The sequence below is a fragment of the Actinocorallia aurantiaca genome (genome assembly GCF_039533685.1).
Classification (GTDB): domain Bacteria; phylum Actinomycetota; class Actinomycetes; order Streptosporangiales; family Streptosporangiaceae; genus Actinocorallia; species Actinocorallia aurantiaca.
The window spans coordinates 120,868-147,767 of the sequence record NZ_BAAATZ010000005.1; the positions used below are offsets into that span (position 1 = coordinate 120,868).

21 protein-coding genes are annotated in these 26,900 nt (G+C 68.5%); 5 read left to right on the plus strand and 16 right to left on the minus strand.

The genetic code is table 11. The features are described from left to right. Window positions 1–3 precede the first annotated feature (3 nt). From ABD327_RS06725 to recO, 3 genes are all read right to left on the minus strand, one after another. Window positions 4–759, minus strand: a complete 756-nt coding sequence (locus tag ABD327_RS06725) for a hypothetical protein (RefSeq protein WP_344449312.1) — start codon at window positions 757–759, stop codon at window positions 4–6. 67 nt (window positions 760–826) lie between these two features. Continuing rightward, window positions 827–1,609 (minus strand): isoprenyl transferase, encoded by a 783-nt coding sequence (locus ABD327_RS06730; RefSeq protein WP_344449313.1) that lies wholly within the window; start codon window positions 1,607–1,609, stop codon window positions 827–829. Continuing rightward, window positions 1,548–2,342, minus strand: coding sequence for a DNA repair protein RecO (recO, locus tag ABD327_RS06735; RefSeq protein ID WP_344449314.1), 795 nt, complete (start codon window positions 2,340–2,342; stop codon window positions 1,548–1,550). The genes ABD327_RS06730 and recO overlap by 62 nt, the downstream gene beginning before the upstream one ends. Before the next feature lie 86 nt (window positions 2,343–2,428). Between recO and ABD327_RS06740 the strand changes: the two genes are divergently transcribed. Continuing rightward, entirely contained in the window at window positions 2,429–3,466 is a 1,038-nt protein-coding gene (locus ABD327_RS06740; RefSeq protein ID WP_344449315.1) for a M4 family metallopeptidase, read from the plus strand. Then, on the plus strand, window positions 3,463–3,720 hold the full coding sequence (locus ABD327_RS06745) for a protealysin inhibitor emfourin (RefSeq protein WP_344449316.1): 258 nt from the start codon (window positions 3,463–3,465) through the stop codon (window positions 3,718–3,720). Before ABD327_RS06740 ends, ABD327_RS06745 begins: the two co-directional genes overlap by 4 nt. Window positions 3,721–3,789: 69 nt before the next feature. Here ABD327_RS06745 and ABD327_RS06750 read toward each other — a convergent pair whose 3' ends face one another. After that, a complete protein-coding gene (locus tag ABD327_RS06750) occupies window positions 3,790–4,221 on the minus strand; it encodes a GtrA family protein (RefSeq protein ID WP_344449317.1) in 432 nt (143 codons plus the stop codon). A 131-nt stretch (window positions 4,222–4,352) separates the two neighbouring features. Between ABD327_RS06750 and ABD327_RS06755 the strand changes: the two genes are divergently transcribed. Continuing rightward, on the plus strand, window positions 4,353–6,368 hold the full coding sequence (locus ABD327_RS06755) for a hypothetical protein (RefSeq protein WP_344449318.1): 2,016 nt from the start codon (window positions 4,353–4,355) through the stop codon (window positions 6,366–6,368). A gap of 23 nt (window positions 6,369–6,391) precedes the next feature. Then, window positions 6,392–7,321 carry a decaprenyl-phosphate phosphoribosyltransferase gene (locus ABD327_RS06760; protein WP_344449319.1) on the plus strand — a complete coding sequence of 310 codons (930 nt, stop codon included), beginning with the start codon at window positions 6,392–6,394 and terminating at the stop codon, window positions 7,319–7,321. A gap of 75 nt (window positions 7,322–7,396) precedes the next feature. Here the strand turns inward: ABD327_RS06760 and leuA are convergent, their stop codons facing one another. Next, the gene (gene leuA / locus ABD327_RS06765) at window positions 7,397–9,091 is read right to left on the minus strand and encodes a 2-isopropylmalate synthase (protein WP_344449320.1); all 1,695 of its coding nucleotides are present in this window, start codon (window positions 9,089–9,091) and stop codon (window positions 7,397–7,399) included. A gap of 244 nt (window positions 9,092–9,335) precedes the next feature. On the opposite strand from leuA, the gene ABD327_RS06770 reads away from it, so the two are divergent. Continuing rightward, window positions 9,336–10,352, plus strand: coding sequence for a GH12 family glycosyl hydrolase domain-containing protein (locus tag ABD327_RS06770; protein ID WP_344449321.1), 1,017 nt, complete (start codon window positions 9,336–9,338; stop codon window positions 10,350–10,352). 10 nt (window positions 10,353–10,362) lie between these two features. Here the strand turns inward: ABD327_RS06770 and ABD327_RS06775 are convergent, their stop codons facing one another. The 11 genes from ABD327_RS06775 to ABD327_RS06825 all read right to left on the minus strand — a co-directional run. Then, the gene (locus ABD327_RS06775; protein ID WP_344449322.1) at window positions 10,363–12,525 is read right to left on the minus strand and encodes a galactose oxidase early set domain-containing protein; all 2,163 of its coding nucleotides are present in this window, start codon (window positions 12,523–12,525) and stop codon (window positions 10,363–10,365) included. 161 nt (window positions 12,526–12,686) lie between these two features. After that, window positions 12,687–14,861 carry a galactose oxidase early set domain-containing protein gene (locus ABD327_RS06780; protein WP_344449323.1) on the minus strand — a complete coding sequence of 725 codons (2,175 nt, stop codon included), beginning with the start codon at window positions 14,859–14,861 and terminating at the stop codon, window positions 12,687–12,689. 188 nt (window positions 14,862–15,049) lie between these two features. Continuing rightward, window positions 15,050–17,272, minus strand: coding sequence for a galactose oxidase early set domain-containing protein (locus tag ABD327_RS06785; protein WP_344449324.1), 2,223 nt, complete (start codon window positions 17,270–17,272; stop codon window positions 15,050–15,052). A gap of 23 nt (window positions 17,273–17,295) precedes the next feature. Then, entirely contained in the window at window positions 17,296–17,757 is a 462-nt protein-coding gene (locus tag ABD327_RS06790; RefSeq protein WP_344449325.1) for a hypothetical protein, read from the minus strand. A 486-nt stretch (window positions 17,758–18,243) separates the two neighbouring features. Further along, complete coding sequence (gene manA, locus ABD327_RS06795; protein ID WP_344449326.1) at window positions 18,244–19,368, minus strand: mannose-6-phosphate isomerase, class I; 1,125 nt, start codon at window positions 19,366–19,368, stop codon at window positions 18,244–18,246. A gap of 21 nt (window positions 19,369–19,389) precedes the next feature. Further along, window positions 19,390–20,391, minus strand: coding sequence for a glycoside hydrolase family 26 protein (locus ABD327_RS06800; protein WP_344449327.1), 1,002 nt, complete (start codon window positions 20,389–20,391; stop codon window positions 19,390–19,392). 61 nt (window positions 20,392–20,452) lie between these two features. Continuing rightward, window positions 20,453–21,196, minus strand: coding sequence for a polyprenol monophosphomannose synthase (locus tag ABD327_RS06805; RefSeq protein WP_344449328.1), 744 nt, complete (start codon window positions 21,194–21,196; stop codon window positions 20,453–20,455). Window positions 21,197–21,223: 27 nt separating this feature from the next. After that, window positions 21,224–22,528 (minus strand): glycoside hydrolase family 26 protein, encoded by a 1,305-nt coding sequence (locus tag ABD327_RS06810; RefSeq protein ID WP_344449329.1) that lies wholly within the window; start codon window positions 22,526–22,528, stop codon window positions 21,224–21,226. A 29-nt stretch (window positions 22,529–22,557) separates the two neighbouring features. Continuing rightward, window positions 22,558–24,099, minus strand: coding sequence for a glycosyltransferase family 39 protein (locus ABD327_RS06815; RefSeq protein ID WP_344449330.1), 1,542 nt, complete (start codon window positions 24,097–24,099; stop codon window positions 22,558–22,560). Then, on the minus strand, window positions 24,089–25,234 hold the full coding sequence (locus ABD327_RS06820) for a glycoside hydrolase family 26 protein (RefSeq protein WP_344449331.1): 1,146 nt from the start codon (window positions 25,232–25,234) through the stop codon (window positions 24,089–24,091). The genes ABD327_RS06815 and ABD327_RS06820 overlap by 11 nt, the downstream gene beginning before the upstream one ends. Next, a partial coding sequence (locus ABD327_RS06825; RefSeq protein WP_344449332.1) for a glycosyltransferase family 2 protein occupies window positions 25,234–26,900 on the minus strand: 1,667 nt, incomplete at its 5' end. The genes ABD327_RS06825 and ABD327_RS06820, both read right to left, overlap by 1 nt.

The following is a 26,900-nucleotide window of genomic DNA, read 5'->3' on the forward strand; positions in this document are numbered from 1 at the left end:
GGCTCAGAGGGTGGGCAGTTTGGCGCCCAGGTCTCCGGTGGAGCTCACCAGGCTGCAGGTGATCCGGTTGGCGCCGGTGGTGCTCCACTGCCCGATCAGCGGGAAGAACGCCGACACCGAGAAGTTCGGGTCGCGCTGCTCCAGGGCCTGGTAGGCCGAGCCGTAGCGGCCCGCCCAGCTCTTGGCCTGCTCGGTGCACTTGTCGACGAACTGCGTGGCCGTCGGGTAGACGCCGCTCATCGTGGTCTCGCTGAAGACCTGGGCGTTGTGGCGGTCCGTGCAGGGGATCGCGTCGATGCTGCGGACCGTCTCGGTGGTGTCCACGCTGGAGATGCTGTTGTGGTAGCAGTCGCCGACCTGCAGCTTCAGCGGGTCCAGGTTGCCCTGGTCGGTGATCTCACCGCTGGTGGTCCGGTCGGGGTCGTCGATCGCTTCGATCCCCTTGGAGACGCCGTCGCTCGCGATGTTGCCGACCACCCTGATCGCGATGAAGATCACCACCACCGCGACCACGCCGAGGCAGCCGACGAGGGGACCCTTGTTGTTCTTCCGCGGGCCCGGAGGAGGCGGCGCGAAGACGTTGCCCGGCGGAGGCTGCGGCGCCCCGAAAGGCGGCGGGGTCTGGGGGTGGCCGGGAGCCTGCGGATAACCCGCAGCCGGCGGGTAGCCCGGGCCCTGCTGCGGGTAGCCCGGGCCCTGCGGCGGCCCGGGCTGGTAGGGCGGTTGCCCCTGGGGGCCGTACTGCGGGGGGTAGCTCATGATTCGGCACCTTACAAGGAACCTATGACACTTCCCACTCAGTTCCTCACCAAACCCCGCCTTGCGGTCAATTCGCCGGTACGGGGTTGGGCACCGCCCCGCCGTAACGCCGGTCGCGGCTGGCGAAGACCTCGCAGGCGTACCAGAAGTGGCGCCGGTCGAAATCGGGCCAGAGCGTGTCCTGGAACACCATCTCCGCGTAGGCCGACTGCCACAGCAGGAAATTGGACGTGCGCTGCTCCCCCGACGGGCGCAGGAAGAGGTCCACGTCCGGCACCTGCGGCTGGTACAGGTATTTGGCTATCGTCTTCTCGGTGATCTTGTCCGGATTGATCTTCCCGGCCTTCACGTCCCGGCCGATCTGCGCCATCGCGTCCGCCAGCTCGGCCCGGCCGCCGTAGTTGACGCAGAACTGCAGGGTCAGCACGTCGTTGCGGACGGTCATCCGCTCGGCGTCCTCCAGCTCGCTGATCACCGACCGCCACAGCTTGGGCTTGCGCCCCGCCCACACGACCCGGACGCCCATCTCGTTGAGCTGGTCGCGGCGCCGCCTGATCACGTCCCGGTTGAAGCCCATGAGGAAGCGGACCTCCTCGGGCGAGCGCCGCCAGTTCTCGGTGGAGAACGCGTACGTCGACAGGTAGGGGACGCCCAGCTCGATCGCGCCCTCGATCACGTCGAAGAGCGAGAACTCCCCCTTCTCGTGCCCCTGGGTGCGGGGCAGGCCGCGCTCCTTGGCCCACCGCCCGTTGCCGTCCATGACGATGGCGACGTGCCTGGGGATCAGCTCACGGGGCAGTTCCGGTGGCTTGGCCCCACTCGGGTGCGGGTCCGGTGCGCGGAACTTCACTCTTGCTCCTCTCGACGTGGCGCAGTGAACGGATCCCGTGTTCGAGATGCCACTGCAGATACGCGGCAACGAGGCCGCTGCACTCTACGCGGTGCCTGTCCTCGCTGGCGTCGGCGACGGCCCATTCGCCGCGCAGCAGCGCCAGCATCAGCGTGAACGTCTCGGGAGCGGGGGTGGCCGAGCCGGGAACCCGGCAGGCCAGGCAGATCGCGCCGCCCGCCGGGATGGCGAAACCGCGGATCCCGGCCCGGCCTCCGCAGCGAGCGCACTCGTCCAAAGCGGGGGCCCAGCCCGCCACGGACAGCGAGCGCAGCAGGAAGGCGTCCAGCACCAGCCGGGACTCGTGGGTCCGCTCGCACAGCGTGCGCAGGCCGCCGACCAGCAGCAGGAACTGGCGCAACGCGGGCTCCCCCTCCTCCGCGGTGAGCTTCTCGGCGGTCTCCAGCATGGCCGTGCCCGCGGTGTAGCGCGGGTAGTCGCTGACCAGGGGCTCCCCGTACGGCCGCAGCGTCTCGGCCTGGGTGATCAGGTCCAGCGAGCGGCGCTCGTACAGCTGGAGGTCCACGTGGGTGAACGGCTCCAGCCGGGCGCCGAACTTCGACTTCGTCTTGCGGACGCCCTTGGCCACCGCCCGGATCCGCCCGGTGCGCCGGGTCAGCACGGTGATGATCCGGTCCGCCTCACCCAGCTTCTGGGTGCGCAGCACGATGCCTTCGTCGCGGTAGACCGTCACCCCTCCATTGTCCCGCACGCCCCGGTGTGCAAAGGCGCTGAACCACCGAGAGGATGTCCTGTCCGACCGGCACGCAGAGTGACACGATGAGCGCCATGAGATGCACGATCGTTCCTCCGCACCTCCTCGAGCGGGTCGTCGCGAACAGCACGGACCCCGAGACGAGGGCCAGGGCCGTCCGCACGCTCGTCCTCGACGCCTCCCAGCGCACCGAACGGGAACTGGTCCCGTTCCGGCGCGCGGGCAACGGGACCCGCGACGAGCCCCGGCGCACGGTCAAGGACGCGCGTCGCCGGGAGGAGCTGCCCGGCCTGACCGTCCGGAGCGAGGGCGGCGAGCCCACCGGCGACAAGGCCGCCGACGAGGCCTACGACTGGCTCGGGGTCGCCTTCCGCTTCTTCGAGGACGTCTACGACCACAACTCGATCGACAACGCGGGGCTGGAGATGGTCTCCACCGTCCACTACGGGGTCGACTACGACAACGCCTTCTGGAACGGCGAGCAGATGGTCTACGGGGACGGGGACGGGCGGCTGTTCCTGTCCTTCACCGGGCCGCTGGACGTCACCGCCCACGAGCTGGCCCACGGCATCACCCAGTACACCGCGAACCTCGCCTACTACGGGCAGTCCGGCGCGCTCAACGAGTCGGTGTCCGACGTCATGGGCTCGATGGTCAAGCAGTTCCACCTGGGCCAGACCGCCGCGGAGGCCGACTGGCTGATCGGCGAAGGGCTGTTCGGCCCGGCCGTCCAGGGCAGGGCGCTGCGCTCCTTGAAGGAGCCGGGCACCGCCTACGACGATCCCGAGCTCGGGAAGGACCCGCAGCCCGGCCACATGGACGGCTACGTGCGCACCTCCCGGGACAACGGAGGCGTCCACATCAACTCCGGCATCCCCAACCGCGCCTTCCACCTGCTGTCCGCCTCGCTGGGCGGGTACTCCTGGGAGCGCGCCGGCCGGATCTGGTACGACACCCTCACCAGCGACCTCCTCTACCCCGACACGGACTTCGCGGGTTTCGCGGCGGCCACCGCCGAGCTCGCGGGCACCCGCTACGGGGCGGAGAGCACCGAACGGCAGGCGGTACTCGATGCCTGGAACGGGGTAGGCGTCCCAATATGAGGGTGAAGGTAGTGCGTTCGGGTGGATTCGCCGGAATCGAACGGCGGGCGGAGGCCGACACCGCCGAGGACCCCGCACTGGAGGCCCTGGTCTCCCGGAGCGAGCTGGAATCGCTCCCTCCCAGGCGCGAGGAGCGCCGGGCGGACGACGGTTTCGTCTACGAGATCGACCTGGGCGGCAGGACGGTGACCGTCGGCGAGTCCCAGCTGACCGGGCCGCTGCGGGAGCTCGTCGGCCACCTGCTCAAGGGTTAGCACCGCCACCGCACGAAGCCCCGGGGAAGATCACCGGGGCTTCGTGCCATCAGGCCCTGACCACGGGGTTCACCCGATCTTCACCGGCTCTTGCGCCGTGCTTTCACGAAATACCCAGCGCTTGTAGCCCCAGTAGCGGAAAACCGTCGCCAGCCCGATGCCCAGCAGCAGCGCCGCGTTCGACGTCAGCCTGCCGTGGAACCCCGCAAGGTGCGCCGACCACAGGACGGCCTCGGTTATCACGAATCCGACCCCGTTGAGAACGAAGAAAAGAACGTATTCCCGGGTCATCCCGCTCTCGTCGCTCTCGCGGAATGTCCAGTAACGGTTAGCCACATAACCGACGCTCGTCGAGACGACCATCGCCAGGGCGTTCGAGGTCAGCGACCCGATTCCCACATGGCACAGCAGGTTGTACAGGGCGACGTTCACCGCCACGCACAGGACCCCCACGCTGCCGAATCGGGCCAGCTCACCGATCAACTTCCGGTAACGACGCACCCGCACGATGGTAGAGCAAATCCCCCATACATCAGCAATGCACCGCAAGATCTGCCATCATCGGATACTCTCCTGTCCCATATAGCGAACTATTACGTAACGTATCCGAAAACTAACGGGGAATCTGAGGTATGGCGGAGGCACTGCTGCTGGTCGCGGCGACTTTCCTCGTCCTGACCGGAGCATTCGGACTCACCGTCTGGACCCGCCCGGTCCGGGCCGCCGAGGCCCTGGTCACCTTCCTGACCTTCGCCCTCGCCGGATTCATGCTCATCACCATCGTGGTGGGCGCGCTCCTGCGCTACTACCAGCCGATCCCGCTGGCCTGCGGGTCCGGCGTGCTGGCGGGCGCCGGACTGCTGTGCGCCGGCGTCGAGCTGCGCCGCCGGCCCGGCGTCTTCGGCCGACGTATGACGGTCTGGATCCGCCGCTCCTTCCGCGGCTGGGGCGGCCACCCCGTCACCGGCGTCCTCGCCCTGCTGACGCTCACCGCCTACGCGCTGCGCGGCTGGCTGGGCCTGCGGCTCCCCCCCACCGACTGGGACGGCCTGAGCTACCACACGACCGCCCCCGCCCAGTGGGCGCAGAGCGGTTCCGTGGGCCGCGCCACCGAGGTCATCTGGGCCGACACCTATCCGATGGGCATCGAGTCCGTGGCCGGCTGGCCCATGGTCTTCCTCGGCTCCGCCGAGTACAGCCTGCTCTTCCTGCTGCCCGGCTACCTGCTGGCGGCCGTCGCGATCGCGGGACTCGCCCGGCGGGTCGGCGCGGGACGCGGCTTCTCGGTCATGGCCGGATTCGTCTTCCTGCTCACCCCAGCCGTCTTCGCCCAGGCCCACACCTTCTATGTGGACGTGCAGAGCGCCGCGTTCGCGCTGGCCGCCCTGCACGTCCTGGCCATGCTGCCCGGCGCCGCCCGGCTCTCGGGAACCCCCCGCGTCATGGTCACCCGCAGGATGCTGACGCTGGGGGCCGCGCTGGGCGCGGCGGCCGGATCCAAGAGCAGCAACCTGGCGGTGCTGGGCGTGGTGGGCCTCGCCGCGCTCGTCGCCGTGAGCTGGCTCGCCCGGCGGCACCGGCTGGGATTCGGCGTCTTCGTGCGCGCGGCCCCGCTGCTGGTGCTGCCGGTCGTCGCCGTCGGCGCCTACTGGTACCTGCGGACCTGGCTGAACTACGACAACCCCTTCTACCCGATCACCATGGTCGGATTCGAGGGCAGAGGTACCGTCCAGGAGATCGTCATGGGGGCCAACGTCCCCGAGGAACTCCGCAAGATGCCGCTGACCGAGCAGCTGTGGACCTCCTGGACCCAGCCGTTCAACGACTTCACGACCCCCATCTACGACATCCGGCTGGGCGGCCTGGGCATGTCCTGGCTCCTCATCGTCCTGCCGGGCGCCCTCCTGGGCCTGCTGGTGTGGCTCCTCCGCGCCCGGCGGCGGCTGGGGATCGGGGCCGGGCTCCTGCTCCTGCTGGGCGTCGCCGTCTCCTTCGGTCCCAGCCCCGCCCCCTGGTGGGGCCGGTACGTCCTGCTCGGCTACGGCTGCCTGCTGGTCTTCTGCGTCCTGTTCATGAGCAGGCTGGGCGAGGGAAGGCGGGCCCCCGCCCGCGCCCTCGATGGAGCCGTCCAGTTCGCCCTGGTCTGCTGCGTGGCCTTCTCCGCCGTGCTCGGACACCTGCACATTCCCATCAACACCGGCCTGGCCGAAGACGAGAAGACCGTGGCCGAGCACGGCGGCACCCCCGTGCTCAAACTGCTCTCCCTGAGCCTCGCCCCCGACCGGGCGCAGCGGGTCTGGCCGTGGACGGAGTTCCGCCAGCTCGACCCCGTCCCCGACGGCAGCACCATCGCCCTGGTCGAGGGCAACGTCCAAGCCCTGATCATGCCGTTGCGGGGCGCCCACCTGCAGCGAGACCTGGTGGTCGTCCAGCCTCCCCGCGACCTGCCCGACCTGGTCCGGCAGCTGCGCGCGCACCAGGCCGACCACGTCCTCATCGACCTCGCTCCCGCCTGGGACCCCGTCCGGGACCTCGTCGAGAACGACCCCGCCTTCGCCTTCGTCACCCCCGTGTACGGCGTCATCCCGCAGAACGGTGAGAAGCCCGACACCCGGCTCTACCGGTTCAAGCCCGAAAACCTGCGCTGACCCTGAAGAAAAGGACCCCCGCCTTGGGCCGCCCCACCTTGCTCGGACAGACAGAACGACTCATCCCCCCCGCCGCAGCGGACCCCCGCCTCTGGAAGGGCCTGCTGCGCACCGCGCGGCCCAAGCAGTGGACCAAGAACGTCCTGGTGATCGCCGCACCCGTGGCCGGCGGCAGGATCTTCGAAGCGGGGGTGGCCGGCCGGACCCTCTTCGTCTTCGTACTCTTCAGCATGGCGGCCTCCGGCATCTACTTCCTGAACGACGCCCTGGACGTCAAGGCCGACCGGGCCCACCCCGACAAGTGCCGGCGCCCGATCGCCGCCGGGATCGTCCCGTTGAAGGTCGCCTACGGGCTGGGGATCGGGCTGTCCCTGGTGCCGCCGCTCCTGGCGGCGCTGCTGCTGAACGGGTCGACGGCTCTGGTCCTGCTCGTCTACTCGGTCGTCCAGATCCTCTACTGCGTGCACCTGAAGCACGTGGCCGTGATGGACATCGCGGTGGTGGCCTCCGGTTTCCTGCTGCGCGGCATCGCGGGCGGCGCGGCCTCCCTGGTCGCCCCCTCCCAGTGGTTCCTCATCACCGTCGGGTTCGGCTCCCTGTTCGTGGTCGCCGCCAAGCGCTCCTCTGAACTGGCCTCACTGGGCGACCAGGCGCAGCACACCCGCAAGCTGCTCAGCGAGTACAGCGAGAGCTACCTGCGGTTCGTCTGGCAGGGCGCCGCCGCCCTCATGACGCTGTCGTACTGCCTGTGGGCGCTGGAGTCCGACGACCCCGACACCGCCACCTGGCGGATGATCTCCATCGTGCCGATGACCCTGGCAGTGCTGCGCTACGCGCTGGTCGTCGACCGGGGCGAGGGCGGCGCGCCCGAGGACGTCCTGCTGGGCGACCGGGTCATCCTCTCCCTGGGCGCCCTGTGGGGCGTGGCCTACGGCGCCTCGCTCCTGGGTTGAGAAGGGCGCGGTCCGAGCAGAGAGAAGGCCCCGGGTGAGAGATCCTCACCCGGGGCCTTCGCGCGTTCCCGGAGACTACTTCGCCGCGCGGTTCACCGCGGACAGCACGGCCTTCAGGGACGCGGTGACGATGTTGGCGTCGACGCCCACGCCCCACAGGACCTTGCCGTCGACCTGGCACTCGACGTAGGCGGCGGCCTTGGCGTCGCCGCCGGAGCTCATCGCGTGCTCGTGGTAGTCCATCACCTTGACCTCGACGCCGACCGGGGCCAGCGCGTCGACGAAGGCGCTGATCGGGCCGTTGCCGATGCCCTGGATCTCGCGGATCTCGCCGTCGATCCGCACGTCGCAGGTGATCAGGTCCTTCTCGTCGACCCGGGAGGAGGTGCGGTGGGCCAGCAGCCCGATGCGCGGGCCGCCCGACAGGTACTCCCGCTCGAAGATCTTCCAGATCTCCTCGGCGACGACCTCGCCGCCCTCGCTGTCGGTGTGCTCCTGCACCACCCGGGAGAAGTCGATCTGCAGCTTGCGCGGCAGGTCCAGGAAGTGCTCGGTCTTCATGATGTAGGCGACGCCGCCCTTGCCGGACTGGCTGTTGACCCGGATCACGGCCTCGTAGCTGCGGCCCACGTCCTTGGGGTCGATCGGCAGGTAGGGCACCTGCCAGGTGAACTCCTCCACGCCGACGCCCGCCGCCGCGGCGTCGCGCTCCAGGTGGTCGAAGCCCTTCTTGATGGCGTCCTGGTGGGAGCCGGAGAAGGCGGTGTAGACCAGGTCGCCGCCGTAGGGGTGCCGCTCGTGCACGGGCAGCTGGGTGCAGTACTCGACGGTCCGCCGGATCTCGTCGATGTCGGAGAAGTCGATCTCGGGGTCGACGCCCTGGGTGAACAGGTTCAGGCCCAGGGTGACCAGGCACACGTTGCCGGTGCGCTCGCCGTTGCCGAACAGGCAGCCCTCGATGCGGTCCGCGCCCGCCATGTAGCCCAGCTCGGCGGCGGCCACCGCGGTGCCCCGGTCGTTGTGCGGGTGCAGCGACAGGATGACGGAGTCGCGGTGCTCCAGGTTCCGGTTCATCCACTCGATCTGGTCGGCGTAGATGTTCGGGGTCGCCATCTCCACCGTCGCCGGCAGGTTGACGATGACCTTCCAGTCGGGGGTGGGCCGCCACACGTCGTTGACCGCGTTGCAGACCTCGACCGCGTACTCCAGCTCGGTTCCGGTGAACGACTCCGGCGAGTACTCGAAGAAGATCTCGGTCTCGGTCTCGGCCGCCAGCTTCTTGCACAGCTTGGCACCCTCGACCGCGATGGCGGTGATGCCCTCCTTGTCCTGTCCGAACACCACCCGGCGCTGCAGCGTGGAGGTGGAGTTGTACAGGTGGACGATCGCCTGCTCGGCGCCCTCCAGCGACTCGAAGGTGCGCTGGATCAGCTCGGGGCGGGCCTGGGTCAGCACCTGGATCACCACGTCGTCGGGGATCCGGCCCTCTTCGATGATCTTGCGTACGAAGTCGTAGTCGGTCTGGCTGGCCGCCGGGAAGCCGACCTCGATCTCTTTGTAGCCCATCTGGACCAGCAGCTCGAACATCTTCAGCTTGCGCTGGGCGTCCATCGGGTCGATCAGGGCCTGGTTGCCGTCGCGCAGGTCCACCGCGCACCAGCGCGGCGCCTGGGTGATCACCTTGTCCGGCCAGGTACGATCACTCAGCTTGATCTGCTGGAAGGGCTGGTACCTGCCGAAGGGCATGCCGCTGGGCTTCTGGTCGTTCATGGGTTTTCCCCTGCTCCTGGGTCCGAGTGGTGAGTCTCTCGCGGCCGACAGGCGACACTCAGCACCGCGACGAGGAAGCCGGCCTTTTAGGCCCCGTCGCGGCCGCTAAGGAGGAGCAGGCCATACAGCATGTTTGAAACGTAGCAGATTTCCCCGGCGTTAACGAAACGAGGAAGCTGTGATCCGCACTGCTCCCGCAGGTGAGATGTGCTTCGATGGGGGATCTCGGGGAGGGGAAAGACGGTTGAGAAGCCTGCTGGGAGTGGTGACGGGAGCGGTGCTGCTCTCTTCGGTGGTGACGGCGTCGGACGCCGGGGCGCGGGCGCTCGAGGAACGCTGCAACACCGGTGAGCCGGGTTTCGTGGCGGGGGGCTACGCCGTCCAGGCGAACCGGTGGAACTCCCACGGAGAGATCTGCGTCACCTACGGGGAGGGCACCTCCTGGACGGTCAGCCGCAGCTCCCTCGACTGGGGCACGCTGCAGAACGGGGCCCCGCCCGGCGCCTACCCCAACATCGGGACCTCGATCGCCGAGGAGCGGCTGCCGCTGCGCGTCGACTCGCCTCAGGACATCCGGACGACCTGGGACATCACCCTGGCCGAGGGCGACTACAACGCCTCCTACGACATCTGGTACCACCCGGACCAGGGGGCCTGCCGCTCCACCACCCCGCACATCGTGGCCAACGGCGGGGCGCTGGAGATCATGATCTGGCTGACCAGCCCCGGCATCGACCCCTCCCCCGGCTGGAAGGTCGCCGACGGCGTCCAGGTCGGCGACCGGGTCTACGACCTTTACAAGTTCACCGGCCCCACCGGGCAGGTCGGCCTCATCTACGACATGCGCGAGTCGACCACCCGGATCGAGAACTTCGCCCTCAAGCCCTTCGCCGACGACGCCGCCGCCCGCGGCTACCAGAGCAGGGAGGCCTACCTGTGCAGGGTGCAGGCCGGCTTCGAGGTGACCAGGAACGGCACCGGCCTGCGCACCAACGAGTTCTCCCTGGACGTCGGCCCCGCCGCCCAGCCGACCCCGGGCCTGGAGGGCGTCCCCCTGCCGGACCGGAACGGCACGCCGTCCGGCACCCCGTCCTCGTCCTCCGAGGCGCAGTCTCCGGCCGACGACGGCTCGAGCGCCACCCCCGCCGCGTCGGACGAGAAGGAGACGCCCGAGCCGGTCCGCTTCCTGCTGCTGGCGCTGCCGGTCGTCGCCGGCGTCGCCGCGTCCGCCTTCTGGTGGCGCCGCACCGGCCGCCGCTGACCGCGGAGGGTCAGCCCACGTGGACCCACCGGGCGGGCGAGGGGACCCCCGAGGAGGTCGTGACGTAGAGCATGTACCAGCCGGGCGGCGCGATGTTGGGGCGCTTGTCCATCTGGAGGCGGTACCTGCCGCCGCCCAGGGACTTCACCGGGACGTCGACCAGGCGCTGGTTGGGGTCGGAGGAGTGGGTGACCGCGACCGGGCGGACCAGTGAGGCCCTGGTGATCCGGGCGTCGGTGGTGATCACCGGCTTGGAGCCGTAGGACCAGCCCTTGGGCACCGAGGTGATCCGCGGCCCGGCACCGCCGTCCTTGTACAGGTAGGGCGGGTTGTAGATGGAGATGCGGGTGTCGAAGTAGCTGTCCCCGTCGCCGCCGAAGTTGGCGGGGTTGCTGCCCATGGCCAGGACCCGGCCGTCGTCCAGCAGGACCGCGCTGTTGTGGTACGTCCGCGACACCGGGTCGGCCGTCATGGACTTCCACTTCATCTGGGACGGCTTCTTGTTCTTCGGGTCCAGGATCGACGCCTCGTGGACGTGGTCCGCCCGGTTGCCCTGCGAGCCGCCGGTCTCGAAGACGGTGCCGTCGGGCAGGATCACCGCCGACACGTACGTCTTGCCCGCCTGGGCGGGCTGCGGGACGAACACCTCCTGGCCCGCGGCCACCCCGCCCACGTTGACCCGCCCGTTGTTCGGCAGGTTCGGGCCCGCCTGGTAGCGCGGGTTCCCCGACTTCAGGTCGATGATGTCGGTGTAGCGGATCGCGTAGTCGCCGACGCCGAAGTTCTTCCCGCCGACGACCATGACCCGCTGGTCCTGCGCGGGCGGCAGCAGCACTCCCGCCGACATGTCCCGGGCCTGGGGCGCGCGCAGCCCGCCGTTGCCGGGCAGGGCTCCCCACGCGCCGGTGTTCGGGTTGAGGAAGCCGGGACCGCGCAGCGAGCCGTCCGCGTTCACCGGGTGGCTGAAGACGCTGCTGCCGTTGTAGAACAGGCGCCCGTCCTGAGCGAGGACCAGCGACGGGTAGGTGGCCCAGTTGATGTTCGGCTGGGCGACCTGGCCGGCGGGCAGCCAGCGGCCCTGCTTCCAGGAGAAGCGCTCGGCCACCGGCGAGACCACGTTCCCGTTGTTGCGGTATCCGGCGTAGCCGCCGACGGAGTAGACGTCGCCGTTGCCCAGGATCGTCGCCGACGGGTACCAGTGGCCGTCGTTCAGGTCGTTGGCCCTGGTGTACCGCTCGGTCTTGGGATTGAAGACGTAGGACTTCTTCGACCCGATCCAGCCGGTCTCCTGGGGGCCGCTGTAGTCGGAGTAGTCCTCGGTGCCGCTGACGACCAGCACCCGGCCGTCCGGCAGCTGCACGTGGCCGGCGCAGAACATGTCGTACGGCGTGGGGATGTTCTTGAACGTGTTGTTCTTCGGGTTGTACAACCACGTCCTGAACTCACCGCGGTCGAACCGGTTGGTGCCGTTGCCCGATCCGGCGATGAGCAGCACCTTGCCGCTGTGCAGCATCACGCTGTGCATGGCGCGCACGCCGCCGTTGCCGAAGTCGTGCACGATCCAGTGGCCCTTGGTGCACTCCGAGCCCGCGCACCGGGCCTTGCCGGCGGCGAGCTTGAACTTGTAGTCGTCCGTCACCAGAGTGCCGGTGTCCTCCAGCGCCATGGCGAACCGCACGGCCTTGGTCCCCTTGGGCACGATGGGGGTGCGGGCGACCGCGAGCCGGTACTTCTTCGAGGAAGGCAGGTGGGGCTGGGCGTGCCATTTCACCCACTTGCCGTTCGCCTTCTGCCGGAACAGCGTCACCGCGGCCTTGCCGGAAGTGCTCTTGTACGACAGTTGCAGGTCGTAGCGCTTGCCCGGCTGGACCTTCAGCGCGCAGCCCGGCGTCTGCACGACCGCCTTGGAGCCGCCGGCCCGCTGGGTGATCCTCACCGCGACGGCCCGCCTGCCGCCCCGCCCGTCGTTCACGACGGTGACCGTCCCGGTGTTCTTCCCGGTGGAGTAACGGGTCCAGCAGGAGGGGAAGCCTCCCGAGACCTTCTCGAACCCCGGGTTCTGCACCTTGCCGGTGGGCGCGGCCATGGCGGACGAGGAGAGCCCCGGCAGGGCCGTCACTCCGACCATGGACGCGCACAGGACGGCGGCCGTCCTGGAGCGGTCGAACTTCATGCGCGGCACTCCCCACACCCGAACCGTATGGCGGCCACCGGCGTCTCATCTGGCAGAAGAATCCCCACCGGTGGCTTTCTGCTCTTCAGAAACAAAAACGCCATGTCGATTGGACACCCCTCCGGTATACGGAGTTCGTCCTGTGGGGTAACCGTTGAGTCTCAGCTCACATGCACCCACCGGGCCGGCGAGGGGACGCCGCCCTTGGTGGTGACGAACAGCATGTACCAGCCGGGCGGGGCCATCGCGGGCCGCCGGTCCATCGCCAGCCGGTACCTTCCTCCGCCCAGCGGGCTCACCGGGAGTCTGACCAGGCGCTGGTTGGGGTCGGAGGAGTGGGTGACCGCCGCCGGGCGCACCAGGGCCGCCCCCGTGATCGCGGCGTCGGTGGTGATCACCGGCCGGGAGCCGTAGGACCAGCCCTTGGGCACCGAGGTGATCCTCGGCCGGGCGCCGCCGTCCTTGTACAGGTACGGCGGGTTGTAGAGGGAGATGCGGGTGTCGAAGTAGCTGTCCCCGTCCGGACCCGCGTTGCCGGGATTGCTGCCGACCGCCAGGACCCGGCCGTCCGGCAGCAGCAGGGCGGTGTTGTGGTAGGTCCGCGACACCGGGTCGGCCGCCACCCGCTTCCACTTCATCCGGGACGGCTTCCTGCCCCGCGGATCCAGGATCGAGGCCTCGTGGACGTGTTCCAGGCGCACCCGCTGGGAGCCTCCGGTCTCGAAGACGGTGCCGTCGGGCAGGATCACCGCCGACACGTACGTCTTGCCCGCCTTGGCGGGCTGCGGGACGAACTTCTGCCGCCCCGCCTCCACCCCTCCCATGTTGACCCTGCCTCGCGGCAGGTTCGGACCCGCCTGGTACCGGGCGTCCATGCCCTTCTTCAGGTCGATGATGTCGGTCTGGCGGATCGCGTACTTGCCCGTGGCGGAGAAGTTCTTGCCGCCGGCGACCATGACCCGCTGGTCCTGCGCCGGGGGCAGCAGCACGCTCGCCGACATGTCCCGGGCCTTCGGAGAGCGCAGCCCGCCGCCGCCCCCCAGCGCCCGCCAGCCGCCCGTGTCCGGGTCCAGGAAGCCAGGGCCGCGGAAGGAGCCGTCCGCGTTCACCGGATGGCCGAAGACGCTGGTGCCGGTGTAGAACAGCCGCCCGTTCCCGGCGAGGATGAGCGACGGGTAGGTCGACCAGTTGATGCCCGGCTGGGCCACCTCGTCCCGGTCCAGCCAGCGGCCCTCCCGCCAGGAGAACCTTTCGGCCACCGTCGAGACCTTGTTCGCGCCGTCGTCGGCGAGGGTCGCCGAGTAGCCTCCCACCGAGTAGACGTCACCGTTGCCCAGAGCCGTCGCCGACGGGTACCAGTGGCCGTCGTTCAGGTCGTCGACCTTGGTGTACCGCTCGGTCCCGGGATCGAAGACGTAGGACTTCTTCGACCCGGTCCAGCCGGTGGTGGTCCGGCCCTCCTCGTTCTTGGCGTACGCGGCGGTGCCGCTGACGACCAGCACCCTGCCGTCGGGGAGCTGCACGTGCCCGGCGCAGAACATGTCGTACGGGGTGGGGACGTTGGTGAACCGGTTCCTCTTCGGGTCGTAGACCTTCGTGACGAACCGGCCGCGCTTGAAGCGCTTCACGCTGTTGCCGGAGCCCGCGATGAGCAGCACCTTGCCGTTGTGCAGCAGCACGCTGTGGACCGCCCGCACACCGCCGCGGCCGAAGTCGCGGACGGTCCAGTGCCCCCTGGTGCATTCGGGTCCGGAGCACCGGGCCCTCCCCCGGACCGGGCGGATCTCGTGGTCGTCGGTGACCAGCGTGCCCTTTCCTCGGAGACCCACGGCGAACCGGATCGCCGTCGTGCCCTCGGGTACGGCGGGCGTGCGGACGGACGCCTTCCGGTACTTCTTCGAGCCCGGCAGGAACGGGAAGGTGTGCCACCGCGCCCACCGGCCGCCGGCCTTCTGCCGGAACAACGCCACCGAGGCCTTGCCGGAAGTGCTCTTGTACGACAGTTCCAGGTCGTAGCGTCCGCCCGGCCGGACCTTGATGGCGCAGTCCGGCTTCTGCACGACGGCCACGAGCCCCCGGACGTGCCCGGTGGTCCTCACCTCCACCGCGCGGCCGCCCCGGCGGCCTTCGCTCACCGACCGGACCGCCCCGCGGCTCCGGCCGTTGGACAGCCGGGTCCAGCAGGCGGGGAACCCGCCCGTGAGCTTCTCGAACCCGGGATTCCGGAGCCTCGACACCGGCTCGGACAGCTCGCGGGCCGAAAGATCCGGCAGGACGGTCGTCCCCAGCAGCGAGGCGCCCAGGACGGCGGACACCCTGGAGCGTCGGAACCTCATTGCTCACTCCCCCAGACGGTCGGTCATCGCAAGCGACCTTGATTCAATACTGATCCCCGTCATGCCGGTCAAAACTCATTACCAGCGAATAATCGGATGGCACGCTACTTATCAGAAATAGAAAAGCGCCATTCATGCGTAATGCATGAATGGCGCTTTAGGTCAACTAATGACCGTTTTGCAAGGGTTTAGCCGAGGTGTATCCACTGAGCCGCGGACGGGATGCCCGAACCGTCGACGATGTTGAGCATGTACCAGCCGGGAGGAGCCATGTTCGGGTTCTTGGTCACGCCCAGCTGGTACCGGCCGCCGCCCAGGGACTTGACCGGCAGGTCCACCGACCGCTGGTTGGGGTCGGAGGAGTGGGTCACCGCGACCGGCCGCACCAGCGACGCCCGGACGACCCGGCTGTTGGCCTTGATCACCGGCTTGGAGCCGTAGCTCCAGCCCAGCTTCTTGCCGTTCTTCTTCGGCAGCGAGGTGATCGCCGGCCGGGCGGCGTTGTCCTTGTACATGTACGGCGGGTAGTAGATCGAGATGCGGGTGTCGTAGTAGCTGTCGCCGTCCGCGCCCAGGTTGCCGGGGTTGCTGCCGGCCGTCAGGACCCGGCCGTCGTCCAGCAGGACCGCGGTGCTGTGGTAGGTCCGCGACACCGGGTCGGCCGCGACCCTCTTCCACTTCATCTGGGACGGCCTCTTGTTGCGCGGGTTGAGGATCGAGGCCTCGTGCACGTGCTCGAACCGCGCCGTCTGCGAACCGCCGGTCTCGAAGACCGTGCCGTCGGGCAGGATGACCGCCGACACGTACGTCTTGCCGGCGGTGCCCTTCTGGGCCACGAACTGCTCGGTCCCCGCGGCCTGCCCGCCCATGTTCACCGGGCCCTGGTTGAGGTCCGGACCGGCCTGGTAGCGGGCCCCCATCCCCTTCTTCAGGTCGATGACGTCGGTGTCGCGGATCGCGTTCGCGCCCTCGGGGGTGTTGGGGTCGCCGGCGAAGTTCTTGCCGCCGAGGATCATGACCCGCTGGTCCTGCGCCGGGGGCAGCATCAGCGCCGCCGACATGTCACGCGCCGCGGGCTTGCGCAGGTTGCCGTTGCCGGGCAGGGCCCTCCACGCGCCGGAGTTCGGGTTGAAGAAGCCCGGACCGCGCAGCGTGCCGTTCCCGTTCACCGGGTGGCCGAACACGCTGCTGCCGTTGTAGAACAGCTGACCGGTGCCGGTGAGGACCAGGGACGGGTAGGTGGCCCAGTTGATCTTCGGCTGGGCGATCTGGCCGGCGGGCAGCCAGCGGCCCTTCTTCCAGGAGAAGCGCTCGGCCACCAGCGAGACCTTGTTGCCGCCGCCCGCGTTGCGCTCGGCCGCGTAGCCGCCGACGGAGTAGACGTCGCCGTTGCCCAGGATCGTCGCCGACGGGTACCAGTGGCCGTCGTTCAGGTCGTTGGCCCTGGTGTACCGCTCGGTCTTGGGATTGAAGATGTAGGACTTCTTCGACCCGATCCAGCCCATGGTCTCGATGGTCTGCTGGGTCTGGGCGTTCCACTCGTACTGCGCGTACTCCTCGGTGCCGCTCATGACGAGCACCCGGCCGTCGGGGAGCTGCACGTGGCCGGCGCAGAACATGTCGTACGGCGTCGGAATTCTCTTGAACTTGTTGTTCTTCGGGTTGTACAGCCAGGTGACGAACTCACCGCGGTTGAACCGGCCGGCGCCGTTGCCGGAGCCGGCGATGAGCAGCACCTTGCCGTTGTGCAGCATCACGCTGTGGATCGCGCGCACGCCCCCGTTGCCGAAGTCGTTCACGACCCAGTGGCCCTTGGTGCACTCCGGGCCCACGCAGCGCGCCTTGCCGCTGGCGAGCTTGAACTTGTAGTTGTCCGTCACCAGCCTGCCGTTGCCGGCCAGGCCCATGGCGAACCGCACGGCCCTGGTGCCCTGGGGCACGACGGGGGTGCGGGCGACCCCGAGCCGGTACTTCCTCGAGGCCGGCAGGTAGGGCATGTACTTCCACTTGACCCACTTGCCGTTCGCCTTCTGCCGGAAGAGCATCACGGCGACCTTGCCGGAGGTGCTCTTGTACGACAGCTCCAGGTCGTAGCGCTTGCCGGCCTGGACCTTGAGCGCGCAACCCGGCTTCTGCACCACGGCCTTGGCGCCGCCGGCGTACTGGGTGATGTTCACGGCGACGCCGCGCTTGCTCCGGCCGTCGTTCGCCGCGGCGATGGTGCCGGTGTTCTTTCCCACGGTGAACCGGGTCCAGCAGGAGGGGAAGCCTCCCGAGACCTTCTCGAACCCCGGGTTCTGCACTTTTGCGGTCGGTGCGGCCATGGCCGACGAGGCCATGCCGGGGAGGACGGTCGCTCCCAGGACGGAGGCGCACAGCACCGCTGTGGCCTTGGAGCGCTGAAACTTCATTGGTTGAACCCCCAACAACACATTCAGTTATCGCAAGCGAGCTTGTTCTTGTCCGGGTCGAGTCCATGCCGGTCGCGATTGGGGACCGGCAGATAGGTGAAGCCGCGCTGCTTGAGCCAGGCGCACTTCTCCTTCTGCGAGTCGACGCCCGCGGGGAAGGACCAGGGAACGCATATGGTGGCGCCGTAGGCGTGATCACACCCGTCGACGTTTTCGGGCACCGTCGCGGCGGCGAGACCGGGCGAGGGATCCGCGGAGGACGGAGCGGGAGTCGTCATCGTCACCTCGGGGGCGAGCGGCTCGGGCTCCGCCGTCTCGGTCTCCCCGGGGAGCCGCTCCGACGGCACGTCCTCTATCTCGGCCGGCTTCTTGGCGTCGGCGGGGCCGGAGTCGTCACCGCCGCGGAACAGGAGGACGCCGCCGATGACGACGGCGACGGCCACGATTCCCGCGACGGCGATCGCGATGATCTTGTTGCGTGTCAAAACTCATCACCAGACATGGAACAGGGCGGCAGCGGACGGGGCGCGCGCCCGGGGGACGGTGAAGGGCATGTACCGGCCCACGGCGTGACGTCAGGTCCGGCCGCCTTGCGGACCGGATGCTCGCCGACGTGCGAACGCAAAGTCGGCTACCCCCTTCGATCGACCGTGGATCCCAACCGACGCTCCATGCCCTTCAGAACCAAAAAGCGCCACGCCGCATTGGATGCGCGAAGAGGGCCCTTGGTTGTCGTGAATGGGCGAATATTTTGATCCGGTTCTCAGAATGTGACCGCCGTCACGGTTCCGCGCGCCACGCGAAAGGCGTGGATGTTCGGCAGATGAGCCACACGCAGGAGTCTCCTGGTGCCGGATTTATCAATGCAGCGGATGTTACCAGCGGCCTGACAGAGGACCCCGGAACCCCCCGGGAACGTGTCCCGAATGCAATAGATAACGAAATGGACACAGATTTTTAAAACTTTTCGTTCAACACGGCACCGCGGCCCTGAAGCCCAGCCCGTCCCCGGTGACCCGCAACGCGCCGCCCCGGTGCGGGATGAAGAGCGCCTCCCCGCTGCGCAGGCGTTCCCGGCACGGGCCGCGCTCGACCACCAGCTCGCCTTCCAGGCACAGCAGCGCCCCGGGGCCCGGCTCGGCCACCTCCACCACCGGGGCGGGGCGCAGCCGGGTGAACTGGAACTGGTCCACCGGAGCCGGATAGAGGTCCTCTCCCCCCGACAGGGGCACCGGGGAGACCAGTTCGGGCAGGCCGGCTGTGAAGTCGGTGACGGCCAGCAGCTCCGGCAGGTCGATGTGCTTGGGCGTCAGCCCGCCGCGCAGCACGTTGTCGGAGCTGGCCATGATCTCGACGCCCGTTCCCCGCAGGTAGGCGTGGATGGTGCGGGGCCTGGCGAACAGCGCCTGCCCGGGGCGGAGCACCACCCGGTTGAGCAGCAGCGCGGTGACCACTCCCGGGTCCTGCGGGTAGCGGTCGGCCAGCAGTTTCATCCAGCCGCCGCCCGGGACCACCTCGCCGACGAGGGGTCCGCGGTCGTCCGCCGGCCAGTTCGCCAGCAGCTCCAGGGCCTCGCGCGGGCCGCCTGACTCCACCGCCCGCGCCACCCGCTCCAGCCGGCCGCCGCCCAGCTCGCGCAGCGCCGCCGCCGACTCCGCGCCCGGACGGAACCCGCACAGCGCCTCGAAATCGGTGACCGCGTAGATGAGTTCCGGTTTCGGCCAGTCGTCGTGGTAGCAGCGTTTGGGGTCGCCCGCCGGGAGCCCGCAGGACTCCTCGCGCGCGAACCCCTCGGCCGCCTGCTCGGCGTCCGGGTGCACCTGCAGCGACAGCGGGGCGTCGACCGCCAGCACCTTCAGCAGGAAGGGCAGCCGGACGCGGCCCGAGCCCAGCATGTGCTCGGGCTCCCGGTCGATGCGCTCCAGCAGGGAGCCCTCCCCGGCGACCCGCGAAGGGTCGCCGGGATGCGCGCCGATCCACAGCTCGGCCTCGGGTCCGGCACTGGGTACGGACCTGCCGAGCAGCCTGGCCAGGACGTCGCGTGAACCCCAGTCATAGGCGCGGATCGGGTTGTCCAGCCGCAGCAGCTCGGTCATGTGGTCATTTTCTCTCGGACGTTAGGGGCGACCGAAAGAGTACTTGGTGACGAGGGACCGGAACGTCTTCAGCGACGACTTGTTGGCTTCCAGACGGTAATCCGCCTTCTCAGCCTTCCGCTTGTCCATGTTGAACCAGATGACGCCGATGATGTCCTTGCGCTTCGCGGACGTCGTCATCAGCTCCGTGATCTTCTTGTCACGGCCCGGTCCGGTCTGGACGCCCGTCTCGGCCAGCAGGATCGGCTTCTTGGAGAACTTCTTGATCTGCTTGATCGTCGGCTCGAAGATCCACTTGAACGTGGGGGTCTTCTGGTTCTTGCGGTAGTAGCCGATCACACCCACCCAGTCCACGTAGGAGTTGCCCGGGTAGTACTGCTTGAGCTTGACCTTCGGCATCGGGTAGACGACGTTGGGCGTCCACAGCCACTTGACGTCGGTGGCGCCCTCCTCCTCGAAGAGGTCGTGCATGTGGCGCCAGGCCTTCACGAACGTCTTCGGCTTGGTGTTCTTGGTGCCCCAGTCGTACCAGTAGCCGTTCATCTCGTGCGCGAAGCTGATCGAGATCGGCATCTTGGCGGCCTTGACCGCCTGGGCGTACGCGCGGATGACGTCGTCGCTCTTGCCCGCGGCGATGTCCTCGATCGCGCCGACGCCGTGCGGCTCGATCTCCAGCTGCGGCAGCGCGCCGGCCTTGTAGGCGGCCTTCGCCCAGGCCGTCGGGAAGGTCGCGGGCCAGGCGTGGAAGTACTTGGCGATGTTCGGCTTGCGCCCCACGCTCTTCTTGAAGAGCTTCGCCTGCTGGGCGGGCTTGTTCTTGTACTTGCCCTCGACGTAGATGCCGAGGTAGTCGCCCTTGGGCTTGCGGTAGTCCTGACCGCCGGTCTGCCCCGTCTTGTGCTCCTCCGCATGGGTCTCCACGGCGGGCGGCGTCTCGGAGCCGCTCACCGGGCCTCCGGTCGACGAGCACCCCGCGATGAGCGCGAGCGGAAGGGCTGTCGCCACTGCGTACCGGAACTGCATCAGGCCTCCAGGCCGATCGGGTGGGATGGTCGGGGCGGGGGGATTTGGAAGGGGGTGCGCCCTAGGGGCGGCCCTTCGGGCCGATCCTGTCGCGGACGCCCCACCGGGTCACCCGCCACATCGCCTCGGCCACGATGTTGCCGTTCATCTTGCTGACGCCGAGCTCGCGCTCGACGAAGGTGATGGGGACCTCCACGACGTGCAGGCCGGCACGGATGGCCCGCAACGCCATGTCGATCTGGAAGCAGTACCCGTGGGAGTCGACCGTGTCCAGCCCGATCTTCTCCAGTGCGGTACGCCGGAAAGCACGATAGCCCGCGGTGGCGTCGTGCAGGTGGATCCCGAGCATGAGCCTGGCGTAGGTGTTGCCGCCGCGAGAGAGCACCTCGCGGGACAGCGGCCAGTTGCGCACTTCGCCGCCGCGCACCCAGCGCGAACCTATGGACAGGTCCGCGTCGTGCAGCGCGTCGAGGAGGCGGGACAGTTCCTCCGGCCGGTGTGAGCCGTCGGCGTCCATCTCCACGATGACGTCGTAGCCGCGGTCCAGGGACCAGCGGAACCCGGCGAGGTACGCCGCGCCCAGCCCGTCCTTGGCCGTGCGGTGCAGCACGTGCACCCGCTCGTCCTCGGACGCCAGTGAGTCGGCCAGTTCCCCGGTGCCGTCCGGGCTGTTGTCGTCGACGACCAGCACGTCGGCCTCGGGCGTCGCCGCCCGCACCCGCCGCACGATCAGCGGGAGGTTGAGCCGCTCGTTGTAGGTCGGGATCACCACGACCACACGCCCGAGCGGTTCGGGGGCGCTCATGTCCGGCCTCTCCTCACCTGGCGGGGGTTACTTGTGCGTCTTGGCGTTGTACCGGTTCTTCACCGGCGACTTGGGGTTGAAGCCGAAGGCCGCCTTGTGGATGTACTTCTTGAAGGCGCGGGTCGAGGCGGCGTTCCTCTCGATGCGGAAGTCTATCTCGGACGGCTTGTTGTAGTTGAACCACAGGAAGCCGATGACGTCCGAACGCTTCGCCACGCCGTACAGGAAGTTGTGGATGTCCTTCGGGCGGTTGTAGTTGTCCATGCCCATCTCGGGGATGAAGATCGGCTTGTTGGAGAACTTCTTGAAGTGCTTGATCGTCGGCATGAAGATGCTGTCGAACGTGTGGTACCAGCCCTTCTCGCCGTAGTAGTAACCGACCACGCCGAGCCAGTCCACATAGGAGTTGCCGGGGTAGAACTGCTTCAGGCCCACCTTCGGCCGGGCCCCGATCTGGTTGGCCTGCCAGAGCCAGATGGCGTTCGTGGCGCCCTCGGCCTTGAAGATGTTGTGCATGCGGCGCCAGGCGTTCCTGAAGTCGCCCGCCTTGTTCTTCACCTGGCAGGCGTTGGAGTTCGCCTTGGAGGCCGACCCGCAGAAGCCCCACGGGTACCAGTCGCCGTTGAACTCGTGCCAAGGGCTGAAGACGACCGGCACGTTGGCCTGGCGGATGCCCTTGGCCAGGTTGCGGATGTACTCGTCGTGCTGCCCCCTGGCCACCTCGGCGATGGTCGCGACGTTGGGGTCCTGCATCTCGAGCTCGTACTGCGGGATGGCGCCCGCCGCCCAGATCTGCCTCGCCCAGTTGGGGTCGAAGCCGTTGTTCCAGTCGTAGAAACTCTTGATCATGTTCGGCTGCATGCCGACCTTCTTGCCCAGCGCGGTGCGGTCCGCGACCTGGTTGCGCTGCTGGTCGGTGAAGACGCCGAAGATCTCCCGCCGGGGGTAGATCAGCTTGGTGACGTTGTAGGCGCCGGGGGCGTTGTAGCGCTTGTAGCCCTTCGGCGGCTTCATGTTGTAGACGATCTTGCCGCCGCTGGTGCCGCTGGTGCCGGTCGGCCTGGACCGGTCGGAGTCGGTGTCCTCCTCCATGTCGCCCGCCGGACCGGTGACCGGCTCGGACGAGGGGGCCGCGGCCTCGGGACCGGCGGGCTCGGTCTCGATGGGCAGGGGCTGGGGGGCTTCCTCGGTGTAGACGTCCCTGCCGTCGGCCTCCTTGTCGATCGTGTACGTGGGCTTCTTCGGAGCGGCCTCGGTGGTGGAGCCGGCGGCGCAGCCGGCCGCCAGGACCGCCGGGAGGGCCAGTGCCAGCAGGGGTCGAATTGACGTCATGACAGGTTTTGCTCCAAGTGGGGGGATAGTTACTTAACCGGATGCGCCAGGTCTGGAATCCAGAGCTGGTGGCTTCCTCCGGCCCAGCCGAGACGGAAGGGCTGCCCGGTCAGCATCCGGTAGTTGCCGGTGCCGTCCTGCAGCTCTTCGAGCAGCTTCTTGTCGGTGGCCGAACCGGCGGGGGTCTGTAGGACGATCAGGTCGTAGGTGCGCTTGCGCAGGACCACCGCGACTCCGTCGGCTCCGCCCTTGAGGTCCTTCGTCGCGTTCCACTGCGACGCCCGGTAGTTCTCCATGTAGAAGTTGAAGGTCCCCGGGTCGGAGGCGAGGTAGCGGCCCTCGGCGTTCATCTGGGTGTCCACGACCTTCGCCACGTTCTCGTAGCTGGGCCACAGGGTGTACTCGTACTCCGACTGGGTCATGCCCAGGGACAGCAGCGCGACGGCCGCGGCGATGCCCAGGTTCGGGAAGTGGAAGTGCGCTCCGACCAGCCGGACCAGGCCGACGCCCACCATCGTGGCGGCGAGCAGCGCGCCGAAGGCGAACTGCGGGCGCCACAGCGTCCCGAAGGTCGGGGCCGCCATCAGGAAGAACGGCGCCAGCAGGGCGGGCAGGACCATGGTGACGCCGAGCAGCAGCCGCCACACCGGGCTGGGGTCCGGGGTGGCGCCGTTGGGCACCTCCCCCATCCGGGCGCGGCGGGTGTACATCACCACGCCGAGCAGGGCGAAGGCCGTGAAGATCCCGATCCAGTTCAGCCAGCCCTGGAGGAGGTCCGTCAGCGGCTGCGCCTCGGGGGCGCTCGCCCCCGCGGTCGCGTAGTACCCGGCGGCGCCCAGGAAGGCCAGCCCGAGAGGCAGCGCCCGGAGCGCGGCCTGGGCCGCCGCGGTGTGCCGCAGCGAGACCAGGACCACCAGCAGCACGATCCACGGCAGGTAGAACAGCGCTCCGTACTTCACCACCACCGCGAGCAGCGCGACCGGCGCGGCGGCGACGGCGGGCCAGAACGGGCCGCTGCGGCTGAGCACCACCAGCCAGGTCGCCAGGGCCAGCAGGAAGAGCGCCAGGGCGTCCTCGGTGGCCAGCGCGCCCAGCACCTGGGTCGGCGCGATCACCGCGAACGCGCCGGCGGCGACCAGGCCCACCCGCTCGTTGAACAGCCTGGTGCTCCAGGAGTAGAGCAGCCCGGTGGCGCAGACCATGAAGAGCATGCTCAGGAACCGCACGCCCTGCAGCCCCAGGCCGTTCTCCAGCGCCTGGGCGATCGAGGGGTACAGCGACGAGCCGCCGGTGAAGTCCCCGCCGAACCGGTAGTCGGGCAGCACGTTCAGCTCGAGGGGCGAGGCGGAGTTGCGCAGCCGCAGCGTCAGCACGGCCTGCAGGATCAGCAGGCACGCCAGGAGCAGGCGGCTCACCCACGCCCGGCGGGCGCTGTTGCCCGCGGCCCAGGCGATCGGGGGGGCCGCCGGGATCCGGTAGGGCGCGGGACGGACGTTCGACCGGTACCGGTTCGGCTGCTCCGCTTCCTCTTCCTGCGCCGGGCGGATGTCGAAGCTCGTCTCAGTCGTCATTGGTCAGCTGCTTAGGGTCGAATCCGAACTTCGCGTCCCATTTGGGGCTATTGAAGATATTGCGGTACATCTTCAACGAGTCTGGTCTTGCGTCGAGGCGGAAGTCGATCTTCTTGCCGAACTCTTCCTTCTCGATGTTGAACCAGACGTACCCCAGCAGGTCCTGGCGTTTGGCGCTGGCCTTGATCATGGACACGATGTCCCACTGCTTGCGGATGGTGGCGGTCGAACCCGTCTCCGCGACGATGATCGGCTTCTTGGTGAACGTCTTGAGCTCGGTGAAGAGATCGCTGAACACCTCCGAGAAGGCCTTGTCATTCCTCTTGAAGAGAGGCGAGTTCGGGTCCGTGTCCTCGTTCATGTAACCGCTGACACCGATCCAGTCGACGTACTGGTCTCCCGGGTAGAACTCCTCCAGCGGGGGGATGTCATCGGCCTTGGCCGTGTTCGGGCTCCACACCCAGATCACGTTCCCCACGCCCATGTCGACGAAGATGTCGTGAACGTGCTGCCATGCCGCGACGAAGTCCTCCGGCTTGTTGTCCTCGGACTTTCCGACGCAGGCCCGGCCCAGGTTCTCACCGGTCTTGGCCTCGCCGCTGTTGGTCTCCTTGCCTTTCTTGCTGCAGTACCCCCACGGGTACCACCAGCCGTTCATCTCGTGGCCGAAGGAGTAGGCGAGGGGGATGTTGGCCTTCTTCACCTGCAGGGCATAGGACCTGAGCTCGTTGTCGAAGTGGCCGGCGGCGAACTCCTTGAGCGTGCCGTCCATCGGCTCGACGTCGACGAACGGCAGGAAGCCCTCTTCCCAGAGCTTCGTGTTCTCGGCGGTGTTGAAGGTGGCGCCGAACTCCTCGAAGTACTTCAGGAGGTTGTGCGGCTTGTCGGCCCGCTCGCCGAACTTCTGGGCCCGTTCCATACCCGAGGTGATCGTGCTGTCGTAGGCCAGCCCGAGGTAGTCCTTGTCCGGCCAGATGAGCTTGCGGATGTCCACGGGCTTGATCGCCTCGAGGTCCTCCATCTCCTGGGCGACCTTGTAGCCGTTGCGGTTCAGCGAGGGGTCGCCGCAGGCCGCCAGGCCCAGGGAACCGGCCAGCAGCAGGGCGGCGGCCTTCAGGCCGCGTGAGGCTCTCATCAGTCCTCCTCCACCAGGAACTCGCGCGGCTCCACCAGCACGCGCCCCAGCACGAGGGCGTAGAACAGGGCGCCGGCCAGTGCGATGGCCACGTCCGGCGGGTACATGGTCGCCATGCGCCAGCCCGCCAGGCCCAGCCAGATCACGGCGCAGCCGCCGCCCCAGACGAAGTAGGCGCCGACGACCCGGCGCATCTTGTTCTTCTTGACGCCGCTGGAGCCCGACGGCTTCCAGCCCATCTCGCGGCCGCGCACCATGTCCCAGATCGCGAACACGTGCGCCCAGCCCTGCATGAGGGCGGCGGAGAAGGCCTCCAGCCGGAACGTCGCGCGGTGCCACAGGGGGAAGATGATCGTGGAGTAGATCAGGCTGGGCAGCAGCCACGGCAGGTAGCCGATGTTCAGCAGCTCGGGCGCGACGATCAGCATGAGGATCGTCATCAGCGGCGCGACGAAGATGAACAGCGCCGTGTGCAGGTAGTAGACCATGCCCGAGGCGAAGGACAGCTTGGTGGAGAAGGGCAGCGAGGACTGCCAGAACTTCTTGGCGCCCAGCAGCGAGAAGGAGCCCATGCACCAGCGGTACTGCTGGTTGTGGAAGGCGCCGACGTTGTCGGGGCAGACGCCGGCCGACAGCGCGATCGGCAGGTACTTCGTCTTCCAGCCCAGGCCCAGCAGGTCGAAGCCGGTGTGGATGTCCTCGGAGTGCTCGATGAGCGTGGTGCCGTTGTTCTCGTCGAGGGCCGAGCGGCGGTACACCGCGCAGCTGCCGACGCAGATCGAGCCGTTGCGGATCTGCCGCGACACCTGGACCGAGCGGTAGAAGAACTCCTGGGTGACGCCCGCGCCGCGCTCGACCCAGGTCTGGTGGTCCAGCACCCGGAAGAACTGCGGCGTCTGGACGATGCCGACGTCGGGCTCGTCGTCCATGAGCGGCAGGACCTCGTTGAGGATGTCGTGCCGGGGGGCGAAGTCGGCGTCCAGGAGCAGGATGAAGTCGCCGTCGGAGCTGTGGAAGCCGAACTGCAGGTTGCCGGCCTTCTTGTACCAGCCCTGGTTGGGCCGCGAGCCGTAGCGGAACCCGAAGTCGGCGGCCATCGCGGCCAGCTCGGGGCTGGCGCCGTCGTCGAGGACGTAGGGGACGACTTTGCCGGGGTAGTGCTCGACGACCTTGCGCACGGCCGTCCACGTGTTGTGGACGACCTCGATCGGCTCACCGCACACCGGGAGGAAGACGTCCACGCTCGGGTACCGGCGCGGCTGCCAGTTCTCCACGACCTGCTTGTGGTGCTTGAGGTCGTAGTCCTTGCTGAACAGGTCCAGCCTCAGGGTCAGCAGCGAGTTGAGGATGGTGAAGAACAGCATCGGGACGGCCAGCCACAGCATGCCGATCGTCAGGAACTTGAGCCCGGTGATCACCAGGCTGATCATGCAGACGAGCATGCAGAGGTTCAGGAACCACGTGTGGCGGTTGACGTAGGAGTACTTCTCCTCGTCGTTGGGGGGCTGGGGCAGCAGCGGCGAGGGGTCCGGGATCGGGGGGACCGGGCGCAGCCTGCGCCCGCGCGGCTGGGGCCGCCGTGGCATCGGCGGCAGGTCCTCCATGGTCCGCAGCGTGTCGCCGCCCACCGGGCCGGGCGGCACGGGGCGCCGCGGCTGGCGGGGGC